Source organism: Pseudomonas sp. SD17-1 (assembly GCF_029201585.1).
GTDB classification, from domain to species: domain Bacteria; phylum Pseudomonadota; class Gammaproteobacteria; order Pseudomonadales; family Pseudomonadaceae; genus Aquipseudomonas; species Aquipseudomonas palmensis.
Window position 1 is genome coordinate 559,571 of the sequence record NZ_CP104044.1, and the last position, 25,361, is coordinate 584,931.

Here is a 25,361-nt window from a genome sequence, read left to right on the forward strand (position 1 = left end):
ATGAGCAGTACCCTGATCGTTCAACTGGACATGCGAACCCTTTGTCAGGAGGCCGATGTACCGGCAGCCTACGTGATCGAGATCGTCGAGCACGGCATCGTTGAACCTTCGGGGCGAACGCCGGAGGAATGGGTGTTCGACGACCGTGCCCCGGTGCTGGCCAAGCGCGCGGCCAAGCTGCACCAGGAGCTGGAACTGGAGTGGGAAGGGGTGGCGCTGGCGCTGGAGCTGCTGGAGGAAGTGAAGCAGTTGCGCAGTGAGAACTCGATGTTGAAGCAGCGCCTGGGAAGGTTTGTGCAAGGCTGACCGGCCCAATCGCGGGTCAAGCCCGCTCCCACCGATACGCCGTTGGCCTCCAAGCCAGCGCTGTACCTGTGGGAGCGGGCTTGACCCGCGATGAGGCCCTCAGCCCTGTGGGGGCTGCGCCCCCGGTGCCAGCATCAGTTGCATGAAGGTCAGGTCCAGCCACTTGCCGAACTTCACCCCCACCTGCGGCATCTGTCCGTTCAGGGTGAAGCCCAGCCGCTCGTGCAGGCGGATCGACGCCGTATTGCCGCTCTCGATCGCCGCCACCATCACATGCTTGCCACAGCCCCTGGCACGCTCGATCAGCGCCTGCATCAGCAACGGCCCCAGGCCCTGGCCGCGCTGGTCGCTGCGGATGTACACCGAATGCTCCACGGTGTGGCGAAACCCCTCGAACGGGCGCCAGTCGCCGAACGAGGCATAGCCCAGCACGTCCCCTGCCTCATTCACCGCCACCAGAATCGGATAACCCTGCGCCTGGCGCGCCGCGAACCACGCCTGGCGATTGCCCAGGTCGACCGTCTGCTCGTTCCAGATCGCCAGGGTGTTGAGCACCGCATCGTTGTAGATATCACGGATGGCCGGCAGGTCGGCGTGCACGGCGTCGCGGATGTGATTCATGACAGGCTCTCGAAACGGGACAGGCGCACAGATTAAATCGTAACCAGGCCGCGTACACCTTCGGCCTCCATGTTTTCCCCGCGGCCCTGCTGCACGATCTCGCCGCGGGACATCACCAGGTACTGGTCGGCCAGCTCGGCGGCAAAGTCGTAGAACTGCTCCACCAGCAGAATCGCCATGTCGCCACGCGCGGCCAGTTGGCGGATCACCGCACCGATCTCCTTGATCACCGATGGCTGGATGCCTTCGGTGGGCTCGTCGAGGATCAGCAGGCGCGGGCGGCTGGCCAGGGCGCGGCCGATGGCCAGTTGCTGTTGCTGGCCACCGGACAGGTCGCCGCCGCGGCGGTGTTTCATCTGCAGCAGTACCGGGAACAGTTCGTAGATGAAGGCCGGCACCTCCCGCGCCTGGCTGGCGCCGAAGCGTGACAGGCCCATCAGCAGGTTCTCCTCCACCGTCAGGCGCGGGAAGATCTCGCGGCCCTGGGGCACGTAGGCGATTCCGGCGTGCACGCGCTGGTGCGGCTTGAGCGTGGTGATGGCCTGGCCCTCCCAGTGCACGCTGCCTTCGCGGGCGGGCAGCAGGCCCATCAGGCAGCGCAGCAGGGTGGTCTTGCCCACGCCGTTGCGGCCCAGCAGGCAGGTGACCTCACCGACCTTGGCCTGGAACGACAGGCCGCGCAGGATGTGGCTGCCGCCGTAGTACTGGTGCAGGGTGTCGATTTTCAGCATGTGCCTTGTCCTTTTTTGTCTGTACCGGCAACGCCGGCTCCTACAAGAGCCGCGGTGTCTCTGTAGGAGCCGGCGTTGCCGGCGAAGCTTTTCAGCGCCCCAGATAAACCTCGATCACCCGATCATCGGCCTGCACCTGTTCCAGCGAACCCTCTGCCAGCACGCTGCCCTGGTGCAGCACCGTCACATGGTCGGCAATGCTGCCGACAAACCCCATGTCGTGCTCCACCACCATCAGCGAATGCCGGCCGGCCAGGCTTTTGAACAGCTCGGCGGTGAATTCGGTCTCGGCGTCGGTCATGCCCGCCACCGGTTCGTCCAGCAGCAGCAACTGCGGGTCCTGCATCAGCAGCATGCCGATCTCCAGAAACTGCTTCTGCCCATGGGACAGCAACCCCGCCGGGCGCTGCGCCGACCCGGTCAGGCGAATGGTCTGCAGCACCTGGTCGATACGGTCGCGCTGTTCGCCGCCGAGTCTCGCGCACAGGCTGGCCCACACCGACTTGTCGGCCTTCTGCGCCAGTTCCAGGTTTTCGTACACGCTCAAGGCCTCGAACACCGTCGGCTTCTGGAACTTGCGCCCGATACCGGCCTGGGCGATCTGCACCTCGCTCATGCGCGTCAGGTCCAGGGTCTCGCCGAACCAGGCCTTGCCGGTGGTGGGGCGGGTCTTGCCGGTGATCACGTCCATCAGCGTGGTCTTGCCCGCCCCGTTGGGCCCGATGATGCAGCGCAACTCGCCCACGCCGATGTACAGGTTCAGCGCATTCAGCGCCTTGAAGCCGTCGAAGCTCACGCTGATGTCCTCCAGCGTCAGCACCGTGCCGTGGCGCACGTCCAGCCCCGGCTGGCGTGCCTGGCCCAGGCCGATGGCATCGCGACCGCTGCCGGCGTCGATGATCGGTTCGAGCATGAACTCGGGGTGTACGGCAGGCAGCGGTACGCTTCTCATTGTTCACCCCTTTTCTTCAGCAGACCGACCACGCCCCTGGGCAGGTAAAGCGTTACCAGAATGAACAGCGCACCGAGAAAGAACAGCCAGAACTCGGGGAACGCCACGGTGAACCAGCTCTTCATGCCATTGACCACGCCGGCGCCCAGCAGCGGCCCGATCAGCGTGCCGCGCCCGCCCAGGGCTACCCACACGGCGGCCTCGATGGAGTTGGTGGGCGACATCTCGCTGGGGTTGATGATGCCCACCTGCGGCACGTACAGCGCACCTGCCAGGCCGCACAGCACGGCGCTCAGCACCCACACGAACAGCTTGAAGCCGCGCGGGTCGTAGCCGCAGAACATCAGGCGGTTCTCGGCGTCGCGCAGCGCCGTGAGCACGCGCCCGAACTTGCTGCGCGCCAGGCGCCAGCCCAGGTACAGGCTGCCCGCCAGCAAGGCCACGGTGAGCAGGAACAGCACCGCGCGGGTGCCCTGGGCGGTGATCTCGAAACCCAGGATGCTGCGAAAGTTGGTGAAGCCGTTGTTGCCGCCAAAGCCGGTCTCGTTGCGAAAGAACAGCAGCATGCCGGCAAAGGTCAGGGCCTGGGTCATGATCGAGAAGTACACGCCCTTGATCCGCGAACGGAACGCGAAGTAGCCGAACACCAGCGCCAAAAGCCCCGGCGCCAGCACCACCAGGCACAGTGCCCAGGCAAAGTGCTGGGTACCGGCCCAGTACCACGGCAGCTCGCTCCACGACAGAAAGGTCATGAACGCCGGCAGGCCGTCGCCGGCCGCTTCGCGCATCAGGTACATGCCCATGGCGTAGCCGCCCAGGGCGAAGAACAGGCCATGGCCCAGCGACAGCAACCCGGCGTAGCCCCACACCAGGTCCAGCGCCAGGGCAACGATGGCGTAGCACAGGATCTTGCCCACCAGGGTCAGGGTGTAGGCCGACACCTGCAGGCTGTGGCCGGCTGGCAGCAACGACAGCAGTGGCAGGGCGATCAGCACCAGCAGCACCAGGGCGCCGACGGCCAGGGTCAGGCGCGGGCCGGCTTTTTGCGTAGCAGTGACAAGCAGTGGCTGGTTCATCAGTCGATTACCCGTCCCTTGAGGGCGAACAGGCCTTGCGGACGCTTCTGGATGAACAGAATGATCAGCGCAAGGATGAGGATCTTGCCGAGCACCGCACCGATCTGCGGCTCCAGCAACTTGTTGGCTATGCCCAGGCCGAACGCGGCCCACAGGCTGCCGGCCAGTTGCCCGACGCCACCGAGCACCACCACCAGGAACGAGTCGATGATGTAGCTCTGGCCCAGGTCCGGGCCGACGTTGCCGATCTGGCTCAGGGCCACGCCGCCAAGGCCGGCGATACCCGAACCCAGGCCGAAGGCGAGCATGTCCACGCGCCCGGTGGGCACGCCGCAGCAGGCGGCCATGTTGCGGTTCTGGGTGACGGCGCGCACGTTCAGGCCCAGGCGGGTGCGGTTGAGCAGCAGCCAGGTGAGCAGCACCACGCACAGGGCGAAACCGATGATCACCAGGCGGCTGTAGGGCAGCACCAGGTTGGGCAGTACCTGCAGGCCGCCGGAGAGCCAGGCCGGGTTGGCCACCTCGACGTTCTGCGCGCCGAACAGCAGGCGGATGGCCTGGATCAGGATCAGGCTGATGCCCCAGGTGGCCAGCAGGGTTTCCAGCGGGCGCCCGTACAGGTGGCGGATCACCGTGCGTTCGAGCAGCATGCCGACCCCGGCACTCACACCGAAGGCCACCGGCAGTGCCAGCAGCGGGTAGAAGTCCAGCGCGCCGGGGGCGTAGCGCTGCACCAGCACTTGCACCACGTAGGTGCTGTAGGCGCCGAGCATCAGCATTTCGCCGTGGGCCATGTTGATCACCCCCAGCAGGCCGAAGGTGATCGCCAGGCCCAGGGCTGCCAGCAGCAGGATCGAACCCAGCGACAGCCCGCTGAAGGCCTGGCCGAGCAGCTCGCCGATCAGCAGCTTGCGCTTGACCTGGGCCAGGCTGGTTTCGGCGGCGGTGCGCACCGTGGGGTCGGTTTCCACACTGGGATCGAGCAGGCTTTCGAGGCGGGTGCGGGCCATCGGGTCGCCAGTTTCGCCCAGCAGGCGCACGGCGGCCAGGCGTACGGCGGGGTCTGTCGCGACCAGTTGCAGGTTGGCCAGGGCCAGGCCCAGGGCTGCGTGCACGGCGGCGTCGGGCTCGCTGGCAAAGCGCCGGTCGAGGAAGGCGACCTGAGCGGGCTGCGCGCTTTTCTGCAGTTGCTGGGCGGCGGCCAGGCGGACCCTGGCGTCATCGCTGAGCAGTCGATGGCTGGCCAGGGCGTTGTCCACCAGGCCGCGCAGGCGGTTGTTCAGGCGCAGCTTGCGGCTGTCGTCCGGGCCCAGGCGGCCTTGCTGCAGCGAACTCAGCAGTTCGAGGCGCGCGGGGTCGGGTTGCGCCGCCCAGCCCTGCAGCAGGCTGGCCTGTTCGTTGGGCTTGGCGGCGATGAAGTAGTCGGCGTCGCCAGCGGCCCGGGCTGCCAGAGGCAGCAGCAGGAGCAGGGCGAGCAACAGCGAGTGGAGTGCCTTGGGCATGGCGGCTTCCTCGAAAGGTTAGGTGACTGTCAGGGCCTCTTCGCGGGTCAAGCCCGCTCCTACAGAGTTCGGTGATCCCTGTGGGAGCAGGCTTGACCCGCGATGGGCCGCACGGCGGCCCCCTGCCTCAGTTGCCTTTCACGGCATAATCCGGCCGCTTGTCGTTGCCCGGAATGAACGGGCTCCACGGCTGCGCGCGCAGCGGCTGCTCGGTCTGCCACACCACGCTGAACTGCCCGTCATCCTGGATCTCGCCGATCATCACCGGCTTGTGCAGGTGGTGGTTGGTCTTGTCCATGGTCAGGGTGAAGCCCGACGGCGCCTTGAACGTCTGCCCCGCCAGCGCCTCGCGCACCTTGTCCACATCGGTGCTCTTGGCCTTTTCCACCGCCTGGGCCCACATATGGATGCCCACATAGGTGGCCTCCATCGGGTCGTTGGTCACCGCCTTGTCGGCGCCCGGCAGGTTCTTCGCCTTGGCATAGGCCTTCCAGTCGGCCACGAACTGCGTGTTGACCGGGTTGTCCACCGACTCGAAGTAGTTCCATGCCGCCAGGTGCCCCACCAGCGGCTTGGTGTCGATGCCGCGAAGCTCCTCTTCACCCACCGAGAACGCCACCACCGGCACGTCGGTGGCCTTCAGGCCCTGGTTGGCCAGTTCCTTGTAGAACGGCACGTTGGAGTCGCCGTTCACGGTGGAGATCACCGCCGTCTTGCCCCCGGCCGAGAACTTCTTGATGTTGGCCACGATGGTCTGGTAATCGCTGTGGCCGAACGGGGTGTACACCTCCTCGATGTCCTTGTCGGCCACGCCCTTGCTGTGCAGGAACGCGCGCAGAATCTTGTTGGTGGTGCGTGGGTACACGTAGTCGGTGCCCAGCAGGAAGAAGCGCTTGGCCGCGCCACCGTCCTCGCTCATCAGGTATTCCACCGCCGGGATCGCCTGCTGGTTGGGCGCCGCCCCGGTGTAGAACACGTTGGGCGACATTTCTTCACCTTCGTACTGCACCGGGTAGAACAGCAGCCCGTTGAGTTCCTCGAACACCGGCAGCACCGACTTGCGCGACACCGAGGTCCAGCAGCCGAACACCACCGCGACCTTGTCCTGGGTCAGCAACTGGCGGCTCTTCTCGGCGAACAGCGGCCAGTTGGAGGCCGGGTCGACCACCACCGGCTCCAGCAGCTTGCCGTTGACCCCGCCCTTGGCGTTGATCTGCTCGATGGTCATCAGGGCCATGTCCTTGAGCGAGGTCTCGGAGATCGCCATGGTGCCCGACAGCGAATGCAGGATGCCGACCTTGATGGTCTCGGCGGCCTGGACCGTCCAGCTCAGGCCCATCGCGGCAATCGACGCGCTGAGGGTGAATGCCTTGATCAGACTGCGACGCTTCATAGTGCTCTCTCCATGGGATCGAATGGTTCTGCTGGGCAGACCGCGACTTTGTGCAGAGAGCTTTAGCAAGGGCTGTGCCGATGTCGTACACAGGCTTGCCAGCAGCGTGTTCACAAGGTGCAGGGCAGGGTGGGTGCACCGGGATGGCGCTTGCCGTGGTGCAGTACGCGCAAGACTGCACAGCAATAGTTCACGGCGATGCCTTATGCTTGCGCCCTCACTTCAACTCGGCTCAAGGATTTTCGCCATGGAAGCGTCATCGCTGTACTTTCGCTGCAATATCACCCCGGCCCAGTACCAGGCCGCGATGACCTCACCTGCGGCGGGCGCTGGCGAGTTCGATGACTGGCAGCAATGGCTGGACGCCGCGGAGGTGCACGGGGTACGTGATCTTGACCAGAAGGCGCCTGAAAATGCGGTGGCGCTGGGCGATTTGCTTCAGGGCTGGGTCGACTGCATGTACGGCAGCCTGATGCAGTACGACGAGGCGTCGCAGGTCTGGCAGTTCGCGTTGGTGGAGTTCACCAACAATTACGGCGAGATGATCCAGCTGCTGGCCCCTCTGCGTCAGATGGCGAAGTACGCCAAGCCGGAGTCGGACAGCTTCCTGCTGGTCTATTCGTATATCTGGGGTGATGGCGACAATGCGTTCCTCACCCTGGGCCAGCAGCGCAGCCAGTTTGCCAGCGGCCCTTCGCCCGAACAGCGGGCCGAGGCCGATGGCGTGCTGGAAGGGCTTGCCCAAGCCCTCCAGCAGCAGGAGTACGACTACGACTGACGCGGCGTGGTAGCGGGCACCGGCACACGCGCCTGGCGCTTGCGGCGCACGGTCTGGTAGGTCACGGCCAGCAGCACGAACCACAGCGGCGTCACCAGCAGGGCCTGGCGGGTATCGCTCTCCAGGCACAGCAACACCAGGATGAAGGCGAAGAACGTCAGGCATACCCAGCACATGAAGCGCCCGCCCGGCATCTTGTACTTCGAGGCCTGGTGCAGCGGCGCACGCTCCTTGCGGTAGGTGAGGTACGACAGCAGGATCAGCGTCCACACGAACATGAACAGGATCGCCGACACCGTGGTCACCAGGGTGAAGGCCTCGATCAGGTCGGGGATCACGTACATCAGGGCCGCGCCCAGCAGCAGGCAGGTGCACGAGAAGTACAGGCCGTTGGCCGGCACCTTGCGGCTGGACAGGGTCTCGAAGCTTTTCGGCGCATCGCCCTGCTGGGCCAGGCCGAACAGCATGCGGCTGGTGGAAAACACCCCGCTGTTGGCCGAGGAGGCCGCCGAGGTCAGCACCACGAAGTTGATGATGCTCGCCGCCGCCGGCAGCCCGGCCAGCACGAACAGCTCGACGAACGGGCTCTTGCCCGGCACCACGTCGCGCCACGGGGTGACGGCCATGATCGCGATCAGCGCCAGCACGTAGAACATGATGATGCGGATCGGGATCGAGTTGATCGCCCGCGGCAGGGTGCGCTCGGGGTTCTTCGCCTCGGCGGCGGTGGTGCCCACCAGTTCGATGCCGACGAAGGCGAACACGGCAATCTGGAAGCCCGCGAAAAAGCCCATCAGGCCATGGGGGAACATGCCCGCGTCATTCCACAGGTTGCTCAGCTGTGCACTGGTGCCGGTGGGTGACTGGAAGCCGACGAACACCATGTACAGGCCGGTGCACACCAGCGCCATGATCGCGATGATCTTGATCAGGGCGAACCAGAACTCGATTTCGCCGAACAGCTTCACCGTGATCAGGTTCAGCGACAGCAGCACGCCGACGCAGGCCAGGGCCGGCGCCCATTGCGGCAGGTCAGGGAACCAGAACTGCGAGTAGGCGGCGATCGCGATCACGTCGGCAATGCCGGTGATGATCCAGCAGAACCAGTAGGTCCAGCCGGTGAAGTAGCCGGCCCAGGGGCCGAGCAGGTCGGCGGAGAAATCGATGAACGACTTGTAGTTGAGGTTCGACAGCAGCAGTTCGCCCATGGCACGCATGACGAAGAACAGCATGAAACCGATGATCATGTAGACGAAGATGATCGACGGGCCAGCCAGGCTGATGGTCTTGCCCGAGCCCATGAACAGGCCGGTGCCGATGGCCCCGCCAATCGCGATGAGCTGGATATGGCGGTTGGTGAGGTTGCGTTGCAGGTCGTGGGCCGGGGTGTCCGGCGGTTGCTGGTTGGTCATGGGTGGCATTCCATTGAGGAGTCAGTCTTCTTGTGCGTGAAGCGCTCGCTAGGCTATCACGGGCTTTTGCCCTGGCGAGGTGGCAATACGTCTCAAGTTGGTACGTTCGCACCGCTTTGTTGATCGCGGTCAAGGCAGGATTTCCCGGCCAGGCAAGGGCTCAGCGCCAGGCAGCAGTTCAGCGCCGGCGCATCATGCCGATGAAGAACAGCCCGCCGATGGCCGCCGTGGCGATGCCGATGGGCAGGTCTTCAGGGGCGATCAGGGTGCGTGCGGCCACATCCACCCAGATCAGGAACAGGCTGCCCAGCAGCAGCGACACCGGCAGCAGCCGGCGGTGCTCGGCGCCCACCAGGCGCCGCGCAATGTGCGGCACCATCAGGCCGACAAAGCCGATGGAACCGCTGATCGCCACCAGCACGCCGGTCAGCAGCGAGCAGATCAGAAACGCCAGCAGGCGCACCGAGCGTGCGTTCAGGCCCAGGGTCACGGCGGTCTGCTCGCCGGCCATCAGCGCATTGAGCGCGCGTGCCATGCCCAGCAGCAGGCCCAGCCCCAGCAGCACGCTGGCTGCCGGCACCGCCAGCAGCTCCCAGCGCGCCAGGCCCAGGCCGCCGAGCATCCAGAACATCACCGCCGAGCTTGCACGATGATCGCCCATGAACAGCAGCAGGTTGGCCAGCGCCATCATCACGAAGGCCACGGCCACCCCGCACAGCAACAGGCGGTCGCTGTCCAGGCGGCCATGCCGGCTGGCAATCGCCAGCACCAGCAGCATGCTGCACAGCGCGCCGACAAAGGCTGCCAGCGGCAGGGTCAGCACGCCGATCAGTTCACCCACATGCAGCACCACCAGCACCGCACCCAGGGTGGCGCCGGAGGTCACGCCGAGCAGGTGCGGGTCGGCCAGCGGGTTGCGCGTGACCGCCTGCAGCACCGCGCCGATCATCGCCAGGCCGCCGCCCACCAGCGCGCCCAGGAGCATGCGCGGCACCCGGATCAGCCACACGATATGTTCCTGGCCGGCGGTCCAGGCGGGCACCTCGGGGGCAATGCCGAACACCTTGAACAGCAGCACCCGGGCGACCACCTCGACCGGCACCGGGGCCGAACCGAACCCCAGCGAGAGCACGCACGACACCAGCAGCAGGCCGCTCAGCGCCAGCAGCATCAGGCGATAGCGAGTGTTCATGCGCCGTGCAGGCCCTTGGCGATGGCCTCGATCGCCTCGACGTTTTCCAGGCTCGGCGTGGCGGCCACATAGGGGATGACCACGAAGCGCCGGTTACGCACCGCGTCGACCGATTGCAGGGCCGGGTGCTGTTCCAGAAACTGCTGCTTCTGCGCGGCGGTGATCTCGCCGTAGTCGACGATCACGATCACCTCGGGGTTGCGTTCGACCACGCTTTCCCAGTTCACGCGGGTCCAGCTGGCCTCGATGTCATCAAGTATGTTGCGCCCGCCGGCAGCGTTGATCAGCGCCTCGGGCATGCCCAGGCGCCCGGAGGTCATGGCGCGGTCTTCGCCGCTGTCATACAGGAACACCCGCGGGCGCTGCGCCGGCAGGTGCTGCTGCACGCTGGCCACGCGCTGCTGCATCTGCTCGATCAGCTGGCTGGCGCGGGCCTGCACGTCGAAGATCCGGCCCAGGTTGCGCAGGTCGGTGTAGGTGTCGTCCAGGCTCGCCGGCGGGCGCTTCATCACGAACGCGCACGACTCGGTCAGCTCGTACACCGCGATGCCCAGCGGCGCCAGGCTCTGCGGGGTGAGGTCGCCGCCCACGCGCATGCCGTAGTCCCAGCCGGCGAAGAAGAAGTCGACGTTGGCGTTGAGCAGGGTTTCCACCGAAGGGTACTTGCTGGCCAGCTCCGGCAGGCCGTCGAGTTCCTTGCGCAGCGCCGGGGTCACTGCCTTCCAGCCGCTGACGCCGCTGTAGCCGACCATCTTCGTGCGCAGGCCCAGGGCGAGCATCATCTGGGTCATGTTGATGTCGTGGCTCAGGGCGCGTTCGGGGGCCTTGGCGAAGGTCACCTCGCGGTTGCAGCTGTGCACCGTGAGCGGGTAGCGCGTGGCCTCGGCCAGGGCCGGGCCGGCGACCAGCAGCAGCGCGGCAAGCAGGGCGGATCGAATCATTGGGGGGCTATCCAGGTGATGCGTGGATGGTCGGCCAGCGGGTGGCGGTCGATCAGCGCCTGAACGCCGAACACCTCGCGCAGCAGCTCGGCGGTGAGGACCTGGTGCGGTGTGCCGCTGGCCACGATGCGGCCGTGGTCGAGTACGTACAGGCGGTCGCAGAAGGCCGCGGCCAGGTTCAGGTCGTGGATGCTGGCCAGGGTGGCGATGCGCAGCTGGCGCACCTGGTGCAGCAGGGCCAGTTGATAACGCGGGTCGAGGTGGTTGGTCGGTTCGTCGAGGATCAGTACGCGCGGTTGCTGCACCAGGGCGCGGGCCAGGATCACGCGCTGCTTTTCACCGCCCGAAAGGGTGGCGAAGGCGTGGTCGTCGAAGCCGTGCAGGCCGACGTCGAGCAGCGCCTGCTGCACACGCTGGCGGTCTTGGCTGCTGTCGCCGTCGAACAGGCCCTGGTGCGGAATGCGCCCCATGGCGACCACTTCGGCCACGCTCAGGCCAAACGCGTCGGGGAACTCCTGCAGCACCACCGCGATGCGCTGGGCACACCAGCGCGGCGATTGTTGCCAGAGGTTGTGGTCGTCGAGGGTGATGTGCCCGCGTTCGGGGGCGTTGAAGCGGTAGGCGCACCGCAGCAGGCTGGTCTTGCCGCTGCCGTTGGGGCCAATGAGGCCGACGAATTCGCCGGGGCGCACCTGCAGGTCGACGCCACGCAGCTGGAACTGGTGGTGGCAGTGGCCGTGGCCTTTGGGGGACCAGTGCAGGTTGTGGATATTCAGGGTGGTCATGTGTCGTCTATTCGGGCCTCTTCGCCGGCAAGGCCGGCTCCTGCAGGACCGGTGTGGTGTGCAGGAGCCGGCCTTGCCGGCGAATGGGGCGACGCGGTCAGAAGGTGTAGTCGGCCGTCACGAAGAACGCGCGCGGCTCACCCAGGATCCATTGCTGGCCGTCATTGTACTGACTTTGCGCGTACCGACGGTCGAACAGGTTGTTCAACTGCAGGCCCAGCGTGGTATCGCTGAGCACCTGCCACGCCACCGAGGCATCCACCACCGTGTAGCTCGGCAGCCGGGTAGTGTTGCCCATGTCGGCATAGCGCCCGTCCACATAGCGCACCCCGGCGCCTGCGCGCAGGCTGTCGGTCAGGCCCTTGCTCAGCCACAGGTTGGCGGTGCGCCCCGGTACGTCGGTGGGGCGGTTGCCGGCCCGCGATACCATCACGCCGTTCACCTCCTGCTCGAATTCGTCATAGCGTGCACGCACGAACGCGGCGTTGGCCTGTACCTGCCAGTCGTGCGGCAGCTGCAGGTCCAGGCTGGCCTCGATGCCGTCGGACGACTGCTTGCCCACCTGCAGTTGCCGGCCGGTGCCGATCTGCGACGGGTCGTCGGTGAGCAGGTCCTTCTTGACGATGTGGTATGCCGCCAGGGTCCATTCGCCACGCTGCTGCCAGAACTGCTGCTTGACCCCGACCTCGGTCTGGCGCGCCTTGGCCAGGCCGTACTGCTGCTGGTCGGGGCTCAGCGAGATCAAGCCGCCAACGCCATCGGTGCTGGTGGCGTGCTGGGCATACAGTGACGTTTCGGGGGTGAGGGCGAACACCAGCCCGGCCTTCCAGTTGTTGCCGTCCAGGCTGGTGTCGCTGCGTGTGTTGCCGGTCACTTCGCTGCGCAGGTCGTTGCGGTCCAGGTGCACCACGTCGCGGCGCACGCCCGTCACCAGCGACAGGCGCTCGGTGAGCTGCAGGCGGTTTTCTGCGAACAGCGCGAACTGGTGGGTCAGGCTGTCGAACTGCGGACGGTACGCCGAATCGCTGGCAAAGCCGCTGCGCTGCGGGTGGCGCAGGTCGATCGGCTCGCCGCCGACTATGCTGTCGTTGAATGGCGCGTTGCTGTTGAGCTGGAAGCGGATGCGGTTGTAGTCGGCGCCCACCAGGGTCTGGCTGTCGAGGCCGAACAGGCTGTGCCTGAAGGTGAAGGTCTGGCGATCACCCAGCTGCTCCTGCTGGTGCTTGATGCCGAAGTTGCCACTGCGCAGCAGTTGCTGGCTGGCCGCATTCCAGGTGTAGTTCTCGGCGTTCTGCCAGCGGCGGTTGGCCTTGAGGTAGTACAGCTCGTTGGTGGAGCTGACGCTGTCGCTGATCTGCCACTCGGTGGTCAGGCGCGTCCACTGGTCGTTGTAGTGCTGCTTGTCGTTGCTGATGTTGTAGTTCTTGTCGCGCAGGCTCTCGCGCAGGTGGCCGTTGATCAGCGGCGTGCCGAAGTAGTTCATCGGCTTCTGGTCGCCATAGTCGTGCGCCAGGGTGAAGGCCAGGTCGTCATTGGCCTGCCAGCGCAGCGCCGCACTGATGGCGGTGCTGCTGGAGTCGCCGTGGTCGATCCAGCCGTTGCTGCGCAGCTGGTTGATGTTCAGGCGGTAGCTCAGGCTGTCGGTGAGCGAGCCGCCGCTGTCGAGGGCGGTCTGCTGGCTGTCGTGGCTGCCGTAGCCCAGGCGCAGGTGGTTGACGATCTCGCCCTCGAAGGGCTTTTTCGGCACCACGTTGACCACCGCACCGGTGGCGCCTTCGCCATACAGCACCGAGGCCGGGCCGCGCAGAACGTCGATGCGTTCCACCGACCAGGTGTCTACCGGGAAGGTCACGGTGCCCATGCCGGTGTACATGCGGTTGCCGTCGAACAGCTGCATCACCGAGCTCTGCCCGGTGAAGCCGCGGGCCTGCAGCGAGGTGCCGCCATCGCCCGGGGTGCCGGTGCGGCTGATGCCGGTGCTGCGCGACACGCCGTCCTGTACGCTGCGATCGCCACGTGCGCGTACCTGCTCGCCGCTCAGGCTCTCGACGCTGCCCGGGGTTTGCAGGGCGTTCAGGTTCAGGCGCGAACCGGCGCTGGTCGGGGTATCGAGGCTGACCCGCTGTTCGGCGTCGGCCGTGGCGGTGATGGTGCCGGCAGGCAGGGTCAGGGTGTTGGCCAGGGCGCAATCGCACGCGGCCAGCAGGCTCAGGGAGCCGATCAGGTACTTGTTCATCGGAAGGGGAATCGCTTGTCCATAAGGCCCGGGCGCGTCGGTGCGCCGGGTTCGAGGCAGGTGTTTTTCGGGGCGTATAATGTAACATTTTGCCGATTGGCGGTAGCGCAGCGTGCTCATGTGCTGCATGAGCAGGGCTCAGGTTGGCGCCGCCGGTCTGCCAGAGGGCGCGGCCAGTGGCCGCGCCCGGGTGGTGCATCAGAAGCTCAGGTCGACCTTGGTCCAGAGGGTACGCCCTGGCTCGTTGATCGCCTGCGGATCACTGGCCGGGTAGCCGAAGCCGGCATTGCCCGCCAGGTTCAGGTGCTCGGCGTAGGCCTTGTCGAACAGGTTGTCGACGCCGGCACTGAGCTTGATGTTCTTGCTCACGCGGTAGGCGCCGTTGAGCGAGAACACGCCGAAGCCTGCGCTTTTCTCGTAGTCCTTGCCCACCACGTTGCCGGAACCCTCGGCGATGCGGTTCTGCGCCGAGACCAGGCGCCACAGCGCACCGGCGCTCCAGGCGTCGCGGCTGTAGGTCAGGCCCAGGCGGCTTTCCAGCGGCGGCATCTGCGGCAGCGCCTTGCCATCGCTGCTGTTCTTGCCCCAGGCGTAGGCCAGGGTGGCGTCGGCTTTCCAGTTGGGCGCGAACTGATAGGCCGCGCCCAGCTCGCCGCCCATGATACGGGCATCGATGTTCTGCGCCTGGGAGCTGAGCATGCCCATCATGCCGGGACGGTAGTCGAACAGGATGTAGTCGCGCACCTGGCCGATATAGCCCGAGGCCCAGGCTTCGAGCTGCTCGGTCTTGTACTGGATGCCCACGTCCAGCTGGGTGGTCTTCTCCGGCTTGATCGAGTCGAACGCATTGAGCGAGCCGGCCGGGCCCGACTTGGGCGAGAACAGCTCCCAGTAGTCGGGGAAGCGCTGGGCATGGCCCAGGCCCACATAGGTGGTGGCCGGGAGGTCGAGCAGGTCGTGCTCGTAGCGCACGAACCCGCTGGGCAGGGTGTCGGCGCGGGTGTTGCCGCGGGTGGCGCTGGCTTCACGAAAATCCTTGGCCGAGGCGCGGTCCAGGCGCGCGCCGCTGACCAGGCGGTCCTGGCTGGAGGTTTCCCAGGTCAGCTCGCCGAACACGCCATAGTTGTGAAAGTCCGCGTCCTTGGTCCAGGGCTCGGCCTTGTGCGCATCCACGCCCATGCCGCCGCGCTGGCGATGTTCGTTGGTCTGCGCATCGACACCGCTGACCAGGGTCACGTCCTCCCAGCGCCAGGTGGCCTTGAGCCGCCCGCCGAGGGTGCGGCGGTCGACGTTGCTGACCATCGGCCCGGCCATCATGCCGCTGGTGGGCGAGGTGCGCAGGCTGTAGTTGTCCATCACGTGGTCGGCGTAGTTGTAGTAGACCTGGGCTTCGAGCTTGTCGAGCACCCCGCCCAGGTTGGATTTCTCAAAGCGCAGGCCCAGGCTTTCGCGCTTGAACTGCGAACCGTCCATGCCGCGCCCGGCATAGCGCGCCTCGCCATCGCCCTTGCCGGCAGTGAGTTCGAGCAGGGTGTCGGCATCCGGGGTCCAGCCCAGGGCCACGTCACCGTTCCACTTGTCCCAGCGCGAGGGCACGGTGTCGCCGTTGCCGTCCTTGTAGTCGTCGGAGCGCGACTGGTTGCCGACAAAGCGTGCATAGCCCTGTGCGTTGCCTGCCGCAGCATCCAGCACCTTGTCGAAGCGCCCGTTGGAGCCGGCCAGCAGGCTTGCGTTGACGCGGCTGCCGAGCTCGCCGAACTGTTCGGGCTCGCGGTCGAAGAGGATGGTGCCGGCCGAGGCGCCGGGGCCCCACTGCACGCTCTGCGGGCCCTTGATCACGGTGAGGCGGTCGTAGGTTTCCGGCGAGATGTACGAGGTGGGTGCGTCCATGCGGTTGGGGCAGGCGCCGAGCATCACGCCGCCGTTGGTGAGGATGTTCAGGCGCGAGCCGAACATGCCGCGCAGCACCGGGTCGCCGTTGGTGCCACCGGCGCGGATGGCCGAGAAGCCCGGGATGGTCTTGAGGTAGTCGGCGCCGTCGCTGGCCGGCACCGGCTGGCGTGGGTCCTTGGGGTTGGTGACGATGGTCAGCGGCGAGCTGGGCGCCACGGCAGTGATCACCGTGGGGCTCAGTTCGGCGTGGTCGTGGCCTTCGTGGCCGCTGTCGGCGGCCAGGGCCACGTGGCTGAACAGGGTGCCGCACAGCAGGGCGATGGTGCCTTGCAGCGACAGGCGCAGGGTAACGGTAGAGCCGGACATAGTATTTCCAACATCGTGTGGTCGTGAGGGTGCGCAAGAGCCTCGGCAGCAAGCCGGGCCCTGGGGCGCATGCAAAGTGGGTTCAGACGACGATGTGGGCAGGTGGCGCGCGGCTGCGGGCGCCGGGGAAGATGGCCTGGCGCGCATGGCCCTGGCGCGGCTGGGCGCGCAGGGTGGTGTGGGGCGAGACGGCCTCGGTGTCGAGCAGGCTGAGCGTCTGCGGCAGCGCCGGGCAGTGGAAGAACAGGCTGCAGTAGCCGCACTTTTCCCAGATGACGTGCAGCGCTGCCGGGTTGTCGGCCGGGCTGCTGGCGTGGCTGCCTGAGTGGCAGTCCATGGCCATGTCCATGCCGGGCATGGAGGCACGGTGATCCATCGGCATCGACTGGGAGGCCAGTGGGCCGATGAAGATCATCAACATGGCGAACAGGCTCAGCCAGCTGCCGCGTGCTCGTTGGAGGTCAGCGGGGCGGGCGAGCCTGCCGCGGGGCAGGCGCATGGCGTGCAGCCGTCAGCGAATCAATGGCTGTGGGCGGTGCCCTCGGGGGCCTGTTTCTGCACGGCCACTTCGACCGTGATGTTGCCGGCCTTCTGGAAATGCAGGGTCAGCGGGAAGCGCTTGCCGTCGCTGAGCAGGCTGCGGTCCTTGGGCTGCATCAGCATCACGTGGTAGGCGCCGGGGGCGAACACCAGGTCGGCGCCGGCGGGGATGTCGACACCCTGCACCTGCTGCATCTTCATCAGGCCGTCCTTGTGCACATGCTCGTGCAGTTCGGCGTTGTCGGTGATCGGGCTGTCGACGCCGAGCAGGCGGTCGGCGCTCTTGCCGTTGTTGTGCACGATGAAATAGGCGGCCACGTTGGGGGCGTTGGGCGGCAGCTCCTGCGACCACGGGTGGGCGATATGCAGGTCGCCCACGGTGTATTCATGGGCGTTGGCAAAGGTGGCGGGCAGCAGCAGGGCGGCCAGCAGCAGGGCGTTCTTGAGCATGGTCAATCTCCGTTCGGGTCAGGTTCGCAACTGGTAGCGTAGTGAACTCAGGCCTGGGGGGAGGCGCGGGGATTGAGCGCGGGCCATTGCTGGCGTGGCGTGGGGTGGTAGCTGGCGAGTAGCGGTGACGGGGTGTTGAGGGTGTGCTCGGACGTCACCAGCCGTGGCGGGTGGCCGGGCAGGGCCAGCAGCGGGGCAGTGCCGGAGCAGCACCAGCAGTGCTGCATGGTGGAGTGGTCGTCGTTCTGCTGTTGGCCGTCGGGGGCATTCAGCGAGATGGCGATCATCTTGGTCACGCCGCTGGAGCAGAAGGTGCCCCACAGCAGTTGTTCGGGTTGGGCTTTTGCAGCGGCGGCGGACAACGGCATGGCCAGCAGATTGAACAGCACTGCGAAGCAGGCGATCCAGGCGTAGGCGAGCCGGTGTGCGGGCATGGGGAGATCCGGTCAGGAATCGAGTGGGGCTATTTAGCCAGATGTCGAAGTATATGTAAAAAAGCCGGGGTGTGATGGAGTGTCGCAGGTGGGGTAACTGCGTCGACAGCGCATCTATCCTTCCCCTGACCTTGTGTCAGCCTTTTTTGATCGACTCTGGAGCTGTGTGCACCCGTCAAAGCGCCGCCAGCACATCGGCGACGCCCACGAACTCCCGATCCACCCCCGCCAGCGCCGGCCGCTTCAGGATCAGTACCGGCACACCCCGCTCGCGCGCCACTTCGAGCTTGGGTTCGGTCGCGGCGCTGCCACTGTTCTTGCTGATCAGCACATCCACCCGGCAACGCTCGAACAACGCCCGTTCATCCTCCAGGCGAAACGGCCCTCGCGCGCCGATCACTTCGCATCGCGCATTTCCCTCGCACGCCTCCAGCGCGCGCAAGGTCCAGAACTGCTGCGCGGGTATCTCGTGCAGGTGCTGCAACGGCTCGCGCCCCAGGGTGAACAAGGGCCGGCGAAACGGTTTCAATGCCTCGATCAACTGCGTCCAGTCTGCCACTTCCCGCCAGTCGTCACCGGCCTGCGCCTGCCACGCCGGGCGCCGCAACGCCCAGCATTCAACCCCGGCCAGGCGCGCTGCCTGCGCCGCATTGCGGCTGATCTGCGCCGCATACGGGTGGGTCGCGTCGATCACCAGACCGATGCCTTCGGCCCCCAGGTAAGCGGCCAGGCCCTCGGCCCCACCATAGCCGCCCACCCGCACCTGGCACGCCAGGTCGCTGGGCACCCGGCCGATACCGGCCAGGCTGTAGACGTGCTGCGGGCCCAGCTGACGGGCTATCAACAGCGCCTCGGTCACGCCGCCCAGCAACAGGATGCGCCGGCTCATCGAACACCCGCCCGGCCGACGATGCCGCCCTGGCGGTCGATGGCGAACACCTCCACCTGTACCTGCGCCGGCACCACGCTGCGGGCGAAAGCCAGCGCGTGCTCGCACACCGCATCCCCCAGCCCGACCCCCGCCGCACTGGCCAGGGCCAACGCCTGCTGGCTGGTGTTGGCGCCGATGATCGCCGCCTGCAACGCGGCGTCGGCACCCACCGCCGCCGCCCAGCCAGCCAGTTGCGGCAGGTCGATGCTCGAATGCCGGCTGTGCAGGTCCATGTGCCCGGCCGCCAGTTTGCTGATCTTGCCAAAGCCGCCGCAGATGCTCAGCTTGCCAACCGGCACCTTGCGCAGGTGCTTGAGCACCGCGCCGACAAAATCGCCCATCTCGATCAGGGCGATGTCGGGAATGCCGTAGACCCGGCGCATGGTGTCTTCGCTGGCATTGCCGGTACACGCGGCAATGTGTTCGTAGCCATTGGTCTTGGCCACGTCGATGCCCTGGTGGATCGAGGCAATGTAGGCCGCGCAGGAAAACGGCCGCACGATGCCACTGGTGCCCAGAATCGACAGCCCGCCGAGGATGCCCAGGCGCGGGTTCATGGTCTTGAGGGCGAGGCTGTCGCCGTCCTGCACGTTCACGGTGACCTCGAAGCCCCCCGCGTAATTGCACTCCAGGGCCAGACGCTGCAGGTGCTCGGTCATCATGCGCCGCGGCACCGGGTTGATCGCCGGCTCGCCCACCCCCAGCACCAGCCCGGGGCGGGTCACGGTGCCCACGCCGATGCCGGCGACAAAGCGCACGCCCGGCTCGGCCAGCAGCCGCACCTGGCTGTAGAGCAGCGCGCCATGGGTCACGTCGGGGTCGTCGCCGGCATCCTTGAGGGTGCCGGCTTCGGCGCCTGGCCCGGCCAGCCGGCAGAACTCCAGGCGCATCTGCACCTGTCTGCCCTTGGGCAGGGTGATCTGCACCGCGTCGTCGCATTGCCCGCTCAACAGCAGGCGCGCCGCCGCGAGGCTGGTGGCGGTGGCGCAACTGCCCGTGGTCAGGCCGCTGCGCAGCGGCGCCGGCTGTTCTGCGGTTTCGTCACGCATCGAGGGGCTTCACCACATCAAGCAGGGTGATCGGCAGCGCCTGGCGCCAGGTGTCGAACTCGCCCAGCGGCTGCGCCTGGGCCACATGGATACGGGTGAGCTCGCCACCATGACGTTCGCGCCAGCTCATCAGCAGGGTCTCGCTCTGCAGGGTCACGGCATTGGCCACCAGCCGGCCACCGGGGCGCAGGTGCGCCCAGCATTCGTCCAGCACGCCCTCGCGGGTCACGCCGCCGCCGATGAAGATCGCGTGGGGCCGCTCCAGGCCCTGCAACGCCTGCGGGGCGCGCCCGCGCACCAGTTGCAGGCCAGGCACGCCCAGAGCGTCGCGGTTGTGTTCGATCAGTTGCTGGCGGCCGGCGTCGGCCTCGATGGCCAGCGCCCGGCAGCTGGGGTGGGCGCGCATCCATTCGATGCCGATCGAGCCGCTGCCGGCGCCCACGTCCCACAGCAGCTCGCCCGGCTGCGGGGCCAGGCGGGCGAGGGTGATGGCGCGCACGTCGCGCTTGGTGATCTGCCCGTCGTGCGCGAAGGCCGAATCGGGCAGGCCGGCCAGCGGCGACAGGCGCGGTGCATCGGCGCCGGCCCGGCAGTCGATGGCCACCAGGTTGAGGTCGGCGAAGTCGGCGTCCTGCCAGCCATCGGCACGGGCATCGATGCGCCGTTCGTCGGCGCCGCCCAGGTGCTCCAGCACGCTCAGGTGGCTGGGGCCGAAGCCGCGCTCGCGCAACAGGGCGGCCAGGGCGGCGGGGCTGCTGCGGTCATTGCTCAGCACCAGCAGGCGCTGGCCGCTGTACAGGTGGGCGGCCACGGCGGCGACCGGGCGCGCTACCACCGACAGCGTGACCACATCCTGCAGGGGCCAGCCCAGGCGGGCGGCGGCCAGCGAGTAGGAGGACGGTGCAGGCAGCACCCGCATGGCCTCGGCCGGCAGTTGGCGCGCCAGGCTGGCGCCTACGCCGTAGAGCATCGGGTCGCCGCTGGCCAGCACGCACACCGGCTCGCCACGTTCGGCCAGCAGTGGCGCCAGGGAAAACGGGCTGGGCCAGGCGACGCGTTCGGCGCGCGAGCAGTGGGGCAGCAGGGCCAGCTGGCGCGGGCTGCCGAACACCTTGGTGGCTCGCAGCAGGGCATGTCGTGCCTGTTTGCCCAGGCCCGTGAAGCCGTCTTCGCCAATACCTACTACCGTCAACCAGGGCGCCATGCCGTTCCTCTTCGCTTGCCTATCCGACCGGCTGGCTTAGCCTGCCGACGGACAAAGCAGGCATAATACCGCGCCTTTGTGCTACCAGCGCCTTTTGACGATTGCCGGGTGATCCCTTGCCGCAACCCCTGCCCACTCCAGCTCTTCGCCCCTCGGCCTGCCCGGGGTTGTGGCGTATCGTGCAGGCGCTGGACGGCGGCATTTCACGCATCAAGCTCGACGCCGGCACCCTGAGCGCGGCCCAGGCACACGCAGTGGCCGACGCCGCCGAGCGCTTTGCCGGCGGCGTGATCGAGGTAACCAACCGCAGCAACCTGCAGATTCGCGGCATCGGTGCCGACCACGCCGGGCTGGTGGCATGCCTGCTCGACGCCGGCCTGGGCCCGCGCCAGGCGGCGGGCGACGATGTGCGCAACCTGATGCTCAGCCCCGCGGCCGGTCTCGACCCGGCCATGCTGTTCGACAGCCGGGCGCTGGCGGGGCAGATCCTCGAATCGTTGCAGACCTGCGAGCGCTTTCATCAGTTGTCTGCCAAGTTCGCCGTGCAACTGGACGCTGGCGAAGACCTGGCCATGCTCACCCACCCCCACGACCTGTGGCTGTCGGCACTGCGCCTGGACGGCGAGGTGTGGCTGGTCTTTGGCCTGGCCGGCTGCCCGGCCGAGGAGGGTGCGCTGGGCGCGGTGCCGCTGGCCGATGGGCACGCGCTGGTGCTGGCGGTGTTGCAGCGGTTTCTCGACCTGGCCACTGCGCAGCAGACGCGCATGCGCCAGTTGCTGGCCGAATGCGGCAGCGAGGCTTTCGTGCAGGGCCTTGGCGTGGCGCTGCGCCGCGACCACGCGGTGCTGGGCTGGCGCCGGTCGCGACGTGACCAGGCCCGCCATCTGGGTGTCTACCCACAGCGCCAGACGGCCAGGGTCGCGGTGGGCGCCGCCGCACCGCTGGGGCGCCTGAGTGCCGCGCAGTTGCGTGGCGCCGCGCACCTGGCCAGCAGCCTGGGCGACGCCAGCCTGCGCATGACGCCCTGGCAAAGCCTGCTGCTGCCCAATCTTGCCGCCACCGACGCCGAGCAGGCGCTGGCCGGGCTGACAGCGCTGGGTTTGCTGTGCGACCCGGCGCAGCCGCTGGCGCGCATGGTGGCCTGCACCGGTTCGGCCGGCTGCGCCAAGGCCCTGGCCGACACCAAGGCCGACGCCGTGCAGCTGGCGGCGCTGCTGCGCGAGCCGGGCCCGGTGGCCGGCATTCACCTGAGCGGCTGCGCGCGTTCCTGCGCGCTGGCCCACCGTGCACCGGCCACCCTGCTGGCGGTCGGGCCCGGGCATTACGACCTGTATTTTCACGACCCGGCGCAGCCGGGCCTGGGCGCCCCTGGCGGGCGCAACCTGACATTGAAAGAAGCGGGCGCGCAACTCGACGCCCGCCTACGGAGCAACCCCGATGATTGATTACATCCGCGACGGCCAGGAGATCTACCGCAACTCCTTCGCCATCATTCGCCAGGAGGCTCGCCTGGAGCGGATCCCGGCCGACCTGGAAAAACTCGCGGTGCGGGTCATCCATGCCTGCGGCATGGTCGAGGTGGTCGACAAGCTGCGCTTCAGCGAAGGCGCCGGCAAGGCCGGGCGCGAGGCGCTGGCCAACGGTGCGCCGATCCTGTGCGATGCGCGCATGGTCGCCGAAGGCATCACCCGTGCACGCCTGCCGGCCAACAACGAGGTGATCTGCACCCTGCGCGACGACAGCGTGCCGGGCCTGGCCAAGGAGCTGGGCAACACCCGCTCGGCGGTGGCCCTGGAGCTGTGGCGCCCGCACCTGGAAGGCAGCGTGGTGGTGATCGGCAATGCGCCGACCGCATTGTTCTACCTGCTCGAGATGATCGATGCAGGGGCGCCGAAGCCTGCGCTGATCCTCGGTTTCCCGGTCGGTTTCGTCGGCGCGGCCGAGTCCAAGGCGATGCTCGCGGCCGACAGCCGTGGCGTGCCGTTCGTGATCGTCGAGGGCCGCCTGGGCGGCAGCGCGATGGCAGCAGCGGCAGTCAATGCCCTGGCCACGGAGGTCGAATGATGCAGCCACGCGGACGACTGCTTGGCCTGGGCGTGGGCCCCGGCGACCCCGAACTGATCACGGTCAAGGCGCTGCGCCTGCTGCGCGAGGCGCCAGTGGTGGCGTATTTCGTGGCCAAGGGCAAGCGCGGCAATGCCTTCGGCATCATCGAGGCGCACCTGCAGCAGGCGCAGACATTGCTGCCGCTGGTGTACCCGGTGACCACCGAGGCACTGCCGGCGCCGCTGTCGTATGAGCAGGTGATCAGCGACTTCTACGACGGCGCCAGCCTGGAAGTGGCCGCGCACCTGGATGCCGGCCGCGACGTGGCGGTGATCTGCGAAGGCGACCCGTTCTTCTATGGCTCCTACATGTACCTGCACGACCGCCTGGCCGAGCGCTACGAGGCCCAGGTGATCCCCGGCGTGTGCTCGATGCTCGGTGGCGCCTCGGTACTCGGCGCGCCGCTGGTGTATCGCAACCAGAGCCTGTCGGTGCTGTCGGGCGTGCTGCCGGCCGACGAGCTCAAGCGCCGCCTGGCCGATGCCGACGCGGCGGTGATCATGAAGCTGGGGCGCAATTTCCCCAAGGTGCGCCAGGTGCTGGCCGAACTGGGCCTGGCCGAGCGAGCGCTGTACGTGGAGCGCGCGACCATGGCCAACCAGAAGATCGTGGCGCTGGATGCGGTCGACCCGCAGTCCTCGCCATACTTCTCGCTGATCATCGTGCCGGGTGAACGGTGGCAAGGGTGATGACATCTCACGCACCGGCCATCGTGATCCTGGGCAAGGGCAGCCTGGCCACTGCCCGCAGGCTCCAGCAGCTGTACCCCGATGCATTGATCCACGGCCTGGCCGGGCGGGTCGAGGGCACGGACCGCAGCTACCAGGACTTCGGCGCCACCCTGCGCCAGTTGTACCAGCAGGACACACCGATCATTGCCCTGTGCGCCGCCGGCATCGTGATTCGCAGCCTGGCCAGCGTGCTGCTGGAGAAGGGCGCCGAACCGCCGGTACTGGCCGTGGCCGAAGACGGCAGCGCCGTGGTGCCGCTGCTGGGCGGGCTGGGCGGGGTCAACGGGCTGGCTCGCGAGATCGCCGCCGGCCTCGGCGTGGCGCCGGCCATCACCACCAGCGGCGAGCTGCGCTTCGGCACCTGCCTGCTCAACCCGCCCAGTGGTTATGCGCTGGCCGACCTGGAGCTGGGCAAGCGTTTCGTGTCCGACCTGCTGGCCGGTGAAAGCGTGCGCATCGATGGCGCCGCGCCGTGGCTCGAACAGGCGCAACTGCCGCAGAGCGAGCAGGCGCAGCTGGCCATTCATGTGGGCTGCGATGCACGTGAGGCCGACGCCAACGAGCTGGTGATCTACCCGCGCTGCGTGCTGGTGGCCGTGAGTGCCCAGGTGCCGGAGCTGGCCGCGGCGGTGCGTGCGGCGCTGCACCGCGCGAAGATCGCCGAGCCGGCATTGGCCTGCCTGCTGGCGGCCGACAGCGAGATGGCCAGCCCGGCGTTGCACGCGGCAGCGGCCGAGCTGGGCGTGCCGTTGCGCTTCGCCCCGGCCGCCGGCAGTGTTGCCGAGCTGGCCGCGCAGGCCTGGCCGCAGTTGCTGGCGCCGCAGTGCGCAGGCGAGGGCGTGGCGATTGCGGTGGCCGGCCAGCCGATCGACCCGCAACGGATCGGGCGCGCCCGTGGCCGCCTGGCGGTGATCGGCCTGGGCCCGGGCGCCGCCGACCTGATGGTGCCGGCGGTCAAGGCCGAGCTGGCACGCGCCAATGACGTGCTGGGTTATGAAACCTATGTGCGCATGGCCGGCCCGTTCCGCGCCGATCAGGTGCTGCACTGCACCGACAACCGCGAAGAAATGCAGCGCGCACGGCATGCCTTCGAGCTGGCCGCGCAAGGCCGCTCGGTGGTGGTGGTGTCGTCGGGCGACCCGGGCGTGTTCGCCATGGCAGCGGCGGTGCTCGAAGCCTTGCACGAGTCGACGGACCCGCAGTGGCACAGCGTCGAGCTGCAGGTGCTGCCGGGCGTCTCGGCCTCGCTGGCCACCGCCGCGCAGGCCGGTGCGCCGCTGGGGCATGACTTCTGCGTGCTGTCGCTGTCGGACAACCTCAAGCCCTGGGACATCATCGAGAAACGCCTGGACCTCGCCTGCCAGGCCGACCTGGCGCTGGCCTTCTACAACCCGATCTCGCGCTCGCGGCCCTGGCAGCTGGGGCGTGCCCTGGAGATCGTGCGCCAGCACCGAACGCCAGCCACCCCGGTGGTGCTGGGCCGTGACATCGGCCGCCCCGGCCAGACCCTGCGCACCCTGACCCTGGGCGAGCTGACGCCAGAGCAGGTGGACATGCGCACCATGGTGCTGGTGGGGTCGTCCACCACCTGCACCTTCGCGCGTGCCGACGGTGGCGAGTGGGTGTACACGCCGCGTTGGTATGGCGCCGGCCGCCCTGGATAGCCACAGGGTCTCGTAGGGAAAGAAAGGTGCGCCTGGAAACGGGCGCACCTTTTTTCATGCAGGCCCGG

At 67.6% G+C, this 25,361-nt stretch carries 24 protein-coding genes; 6 read left to right on the forward strand and 18 right to left on the reverse strand.

What is annotated here, in order from left to right; translation table 11 throughout:
• On the forward strand, positions 1-306 hold the full coding sequence (locus N0B28_RS02560; protein ID WP_043863493.1) for a chaperone modulator CbpM: 306 nt from the start codon (positions 1-3) through the stop codon (positions 304-306).
• Positions 307-405: 99 nt separating this feature from the next.
• On the opposite strand, the gene N0B28_RS02565 is transcribed toward N0B28_RS02560, so the two are convergent.
• The 6 genes from N0B28_RS02565 to urtA form a co-directional block, all read right to left on the reverse strand.
• Entirely contained in the window at positions 406-927 is a 522-nt protein-coding gene (locus N0B28_RS02565; RefSeq protein ID WP_058541576.1) for a GNAT family N-acetyltransferase, read from the reverse strand.
• A gap of 32 nt (positions 928-959) precedes the next feature.
• Positions 960-1,658 carry an urea ABC transporter ATP-binding subunit UrtE gene (gene urtE / locus N0B28_RS02570; protein WP_043863491.1) on the reverse strand — a complete coding sequence of 233 codons (699 nt, stop codon included), beginning with the start codon at positions 1,656-1,658 and terminating at the stop codon, positions 960-962.
• Between the two features lie 91 nt (positions 1,659-1,749).
• Positions 1,750-2,610: an urea ABC transporter ATP-binding protein UrtD gene (gene urtD, locus N0B28_RS02575; protein WP_167400197.1), complete on the reverse strand. Its 861-nt coding sequence runs from the start codon at positions 2,608-2,610 to the stop codon at positions 1,750-1,752.
• The gene (gene urtC / locus N0B28_RS02580; RefSeq protein WP_043863489.1) at positions 2,607-3,686 is read right to left on the reverse strand and encodes an urea ABC transporter permease subunit UrtC; all 1,080 of its coding nucleotides are present in this window, start codon (positions 3,684-3,686) and stop codon (positions 2,607-2,609) included. The genes urtD and urtC overlap by 4 nt, the downstream gene beginning before the upstream one ends.
• The gene (gene urtB / locus N0B28_RS02585; RefSeq protein WP_043863488.1) at positions 3,686-5,188 is read right to left on the reverse strand and encodes an urea ABC transporter permease subunit UrtB; all 1,503 of its coding nucleotides are present in this window, start codon (positions 5,186-5,188) and stop codon (positions 3,686-3,688) included. Before urtB ends, urtC begins: the two co-directional genes overlap by 1 nt.
• 127 nt (positions 5,189-5,315) lie before the next feature.
• Positions 5,316-6,581, reverse strand: coding sequence for an urea ABC transporter substrate-binding protein (gene urtA, locus N0B28_RS02590; protein WP_043863487.1), 1,266 nt, complete (start codon positions 6,579-6,581; stop codon positions 5,316-5,318).
• Positions 6,582-6,828: 247 nt separating this feature from the next.
• Between urtA and N0B28_RS02595 the strand changes: the two genes are divergently transcribed.
• On the forward strand, positions 6,829-7,359 hold the full coding sequence (locus tag N0B28_RS02595; protein WP_196932992.1) for a hypothetical protein: 531 nt from the start codon (positions 6,829-6,831) through the stop codon (positions 7,357-7,359).
• Here the strand turns inward: N0B28_RS02595 and cycA are convergent.
• The 12 genes from cycA to N0B28_RS02655 all read right to left on the reverse strand — a co-directional run bounded on the left by cycA (position 7,350) and on the right by N0B28_RS02655 (position 20,792).
• On the reverse strand, positions 7,350-8,771 hold the full coding sequence (gene cycA, locus N0B28_RS02600; protein ID WP_054916158.1) for a D-serine/D-alanine/glycine transporter: 1,422 nt from the start codon (positions 8,769-8,771) through the stop codon (positions 7,350-7,352). The two genes, N0B28_RS02595 and cycA, sit on opposite strands and share 10 nt — an antisense overlap.
• Positions 8,772-8,949: 178 nt before the next feature.
• Complete coding sequence (locus N0B28_RS02605; RefSeq protein ID WP_043863484.1) at positions 8,950-9,963, reverse strand: iron ABC transporter permease; 1,014 nt, start codon at positions 9,961-9,963, stop codon at positions 8,950-8,952.
• Positions 9,960-10,904 (reverse strand): ABC transporter substrate-binding protein, encoded by a 945-nt coding sequence (locus tag N0B28_RS02610; protein ID WP_058541574.1) that lies wholly within the window; start codon positions 10,902-10,904, stop codon positions 9,960-9,962. The genes N0B28_RS02605 and N0B28_RS02610 overlap by 4 nt, the downstream gene beginning before the upstream one ends.
• Positions 10,901-11,689 (reverse strand): ABC transporter ATP-binding protein, encoded by a 789-nt coding sequence (locus N0B28_RS02615; protein ID WP_100632896.1) that lies wholly within the window; start codon positions 11,687-11,689, stop codon positions 10,901-10,903. The genes N0B28_RS02610 and N0B28_RS02615 overlap by 4 nt, the downstream gene beginning before the upstream one ends.
• A 97-nt stretch (positions 11,690-11,786) precedes the next feature.
• Positions 11,787-13,925, reverse strand: a complete 2,139-nt coding sequence (locus tag N0B28_RS02620) for a TonB-dependent receptor (protein WP_275730188.1) — start codon at positions 13,923-13,925, stop codon at positions 11,787-11,789.
• Positions 13,926-14,123: 198 nt separating this feature from the next.
• Positions 14,124-16,184 (reverse strand): TonB-dependent copper receptor, encoded by a 2,061-nt coding sequence (locus tag N0B28_RS02625; protein ID WP_275730191.1) that lies wholly within the window; start codon positions 16,182-16,184, stop codon positions 14,124-14,126.
• Positions 16,185-16,266: 82 nt separating this feature from the next.
• Entirely contained in the window at positions 16,267-16,683 is a 417-nt protein-coding gene (locus tag N0B28_RS02630; RefSeq protein WP_275730193.1) for a DUF2946 domain-containing protein, read from the reverse strand.
• 20 nt (positions 16,684-16,703) lie between these two features.
• Complete coding sequence (locus N0B28_RS02635; protein ID WP_043863478.1) at positions 16,704-17,174, reverse strand: copper chaperone PCu(A)C; 471 nt, start codon at positions 17,172-17,174, stop codon at positions 16,704-16,706.
• Between the two features lie 47 nt (positions 17,175-17,221).
• On the reverse strand, positions 17,222-17,608 hold the full coding sequence (locus N0B28_RS02640; protein ID WP_054916153.1) for a DUF2946 domain-containing protein: 387 nt from the start codon (positions 17,606-17,608) through the stop codon (positions 17,222-17,224).
• Positions 17,609-17,783: 175 nt separating this feature from the next.
• Positions 17,784-18,497, reverse strand: a complete 714-nt coding sequence (locus tag N0B28_RS02645) for a cobalt-precorrin-6A reductase (protein ID WP_275730197.1) — start codon at positions 18,495-18,497, stop codon at positions 17,784-17,786.
• On the reverse strand, positions 18,494-19,588 hold the full coding sequence (locus N0B28_RS02650; RefSeq protein ID WP_275730200.1) for a cobalt-precorrin-5B (C(1))-methyltransferase: 1,095 nt from the start codon (positions 19,586-19,588) through the stop codon (positions 18,494-18,496). Before N0B28_RS02650 ends, N0B28_RS02645 begins: the two co-directional genes overlap by 4 nt.
• Entirely contained in the window at positions 19,581-20,792 is a 1,212-nt protein-coding gene (locus tag N0B28_RS02655) for a bifunctional cobalt-precorrin-7 (C(5))-methyltransferase/cobalt-precorrin-6B (C(15))-methyltransferase (RefSeq protein ID WP_043863474.1), read from the reverse strand. Before N0B28_RS02655 ends, N0B28_RS02650 begins: the two co-directional genes overlap by 8 nt.
• Before the next feature lie 116 nt (positions 20,793-20,908).
• Here N0B28_RS02655 and cobG point away from each other — a divergent pair, with 116 nt between their 5' ends.
• From cobG to cobJ, 4 genes are read left to right on the forward strand one after another with little or no spacing between them, the layout of a single operon-like run.
• Positions 20,909-22,237, forward strand: coding sequence for a precorrin-3B synthase (gene cobG / locus N0B28_RS02660; protein ID WP_275730204.1), 1,329 nt, complete (start codon positions 20,909-20,911; stop codon positions 22,235-22,237).
• A complete protein-coding gene (locus tag N0B28_RS02665; protein WP_054916150.1) occupies positions 22,230-22,856 on the forward strand; it encodes a precorrin-8X methylmutase in 627 nt (208 codons plus the stop codon). Before cobG ends, N0B28_RS02665 begins: the two co-directional genes overlap by 8 nt.
• Positions 22,856-23,587 carry a precorrin-2 C(20)-methyltransferase gene (locus tag N0B28_RS02670; RefSeq protein WP_054916149.1) on the forward strand — a complete coding sequence of 244 codons (732 nt, stop codon included), beginning with the start codon at positions 22,856-22,858 and terminating at the stop codon, positions 23,585-23,587. Before N0B28_RS02665 ends, N0B28_RS02670 begins: the two co-directional genes overlap by 1 nt.
• Entirely contained in the window at positions 23,587-25,293 is a 1,707-nt protein-coding gene (gene cobJ, locus N0B28_RS02675) for a precorrin-3B C(17)-methyltransferase (RefSeq protein ID WP_229589700.1), read from the forward strand. The genes N0B28_RS02670 and cobJ overlap by 1 nt, the downstream gene beginning before the upstream one ends.
• Positions 25,294-25,361: the final 68 nt, after the last annotated feature.

What these genes read in the sequence shown, in the direction of transcription:
- N0B28_RS02560 (WP_043863493.1), top strand. Translation starts at nt 1, where the DNA reads ATGAGCAGTACCCTGATCGTTCAACTGGACATGCGAACCCTTTGTCAG.
- N0B28_RS02565 (WP_058541576.1), bottom strand. Translation starts at nt 927, where the DNA reads ATGAATCACATCCGCGACGCCGTGCACGCCGACCTGCCGGCCATCCGT.
- urtE (WP_043863491.1), bottom strand. Translation starts at nt 1,658, where the DNA reads ATGCTGAAAATCGACACCCTGCACCAGTACTACGGCGGCAGCCACATC.
- urtD (WP_167400197.1), bottom strand. Translation starts at nt 2,610, where the DNA reads ATGAGAAGCGTACCGCTGCCTGCCGTACACCCCGAGTTCATGCTCGAA.
- urtC (WP_043863489.1), bottom strand. Translation starts at nt 3,686, where the DNA reads ATGAACCAGCCACTGCTTGTCACTGCTACGCAAAAAGCCGGCCCGCGC.
- urtB (WP_043863488.1), bottom strand. Translation starts at nt 5,188, where the DNA reads ATGCCCAAGGCACTCCACTCGCTGTTGCTCGCCCTGCTCCTGCTGCTG.
- urtA (WP_043863487.1), bottom strand. Translation starts at nt 6,581, where the DNA reads ATGAAGCGTCGCAGTCTGATCAAGGCATTCACCCTCAGCGCGTCGATT.
- N0B28_RS02595 (WP_196932992.1), top strand. Translation starts at nt 6,829, where the DNA reads ATGGAAGCGTCATCGCTGTACTTTCGCTGCAATATCACCCCGGCCCAG.
- cycA (WP_054916158.1), bottom strand. Translation starts at nt 8,771, where the DNA reads ATGACCAACCAGCAACCGCCGGACACCCCGGCCCACGACCTGCAACGC.
- N0B28_RS02605 (WP_043863484.1), bottom strand. Translation starts at nt 9,963, where the DNA reads ATGAACACTCGCTATCGCCTGATGCTGCTGGCGCTGAGCGGCCTGCTG.
- N0B28_RS02610 (WP_058541574.1), bottom strand. Translation starts at nt 10,904, where the DNA reads ATGATTCGATCCGCCCTGCTTGCCGCGCTGCTGCTGGTCGCCGGCCCG.
- N0B28_RS02615 (WP_100632896.1), bottom strand. Translation starts at nt 11,689, where the DNA reads ATGACCACCCTGAATATCCACAACCTGCACTGGTCCCCCAAAGGCCAC.
- N0B28_RS02620 (WP_275730188.1), bottom strand. Translation starts at nt 13,925, where the DNA reads ATGAACAAGTACCTGATCGGCTCCCTGAGCCTGCTGGCCGCGTGCGAT.
- N0B28_RS02625 (WP_275730191.1), bottom strand. Translation starts at nt 16,184, where the DNA reads ATGTCCGGCTCTACCGTTACCCTGCGCCTGTCGCTGCAAGGCACCATC.
- N0B28_RS02630 (WP_275730193.1), bottom strand. Translation starts at nt 16,683, where the DNA reads ATGCGCCTGCCCCGCGGCAGGCTCGCCCGCCCCGCTGACCTCCAACGA.
- N0B28_RS02635 (WP_043863478.1), bottom strand. Translation starts at nt 17,174, where the DNA reads ATGCTCAAGAACGCCCTGCTGCTGGCCGCCCTGCTGCTGCCCGCCACC.
- N0B28_RS02640 (WP_054916153.1), bottom strand. Translation starts at nt 17,608, where the DNA reads ATGCCCGCACACCGGCTCGCCTACGCCTGGATCGCCTGCTTCGCAGTG.
- N0B28_RS02645 (WP_275730197.1), bottom strand. Translation starts at nt 18,497, where the DNA reads ATGAGCCGGCGCATCCTGTTGCTGGGCGGCGTGACCGAGGCGCTGTTG.
- N0B28_RS02650 (WP_275730200.1), bottom strand. Translation starts at nt 19,588, where the DNA reads ATGCGTGACGAAACCGCAGAACAGCCGGCGCCGCTGCGCAGCGGCCTG.
- N0B28_RS02655 (WP_043863474.1), bottom strand. Translation starts at nt 20,792, where the DNA reads ATGGCGCCCTGGTTGACGGTAGTAGGTATTGGCGAAGACGGCTTCACG.
- N0B28_RS02665 (WP_054916150.1), top strand. Translation starts at nt 22,230, where the DNA reads ATGATTGATTACATCCGCGACGGCCAGGAGATCTACCGCAACTCCTTC.
- N0B28_RS02670 (WP_054916149.1), top strand. Translation starts at nt 22,856, where the DNA reads ATGCAGCCACGCGGACGACTGCTTGGCCTGGGCGTGGGCCCCGGCGAC.
- cobJ (WP_229589700.1), top strand. Translation starts at nt 23,587, where the DNA reads ATGACATCTCACGCACCGGCCATCGTGATCCTGGGCAAGGGCAGCCTG.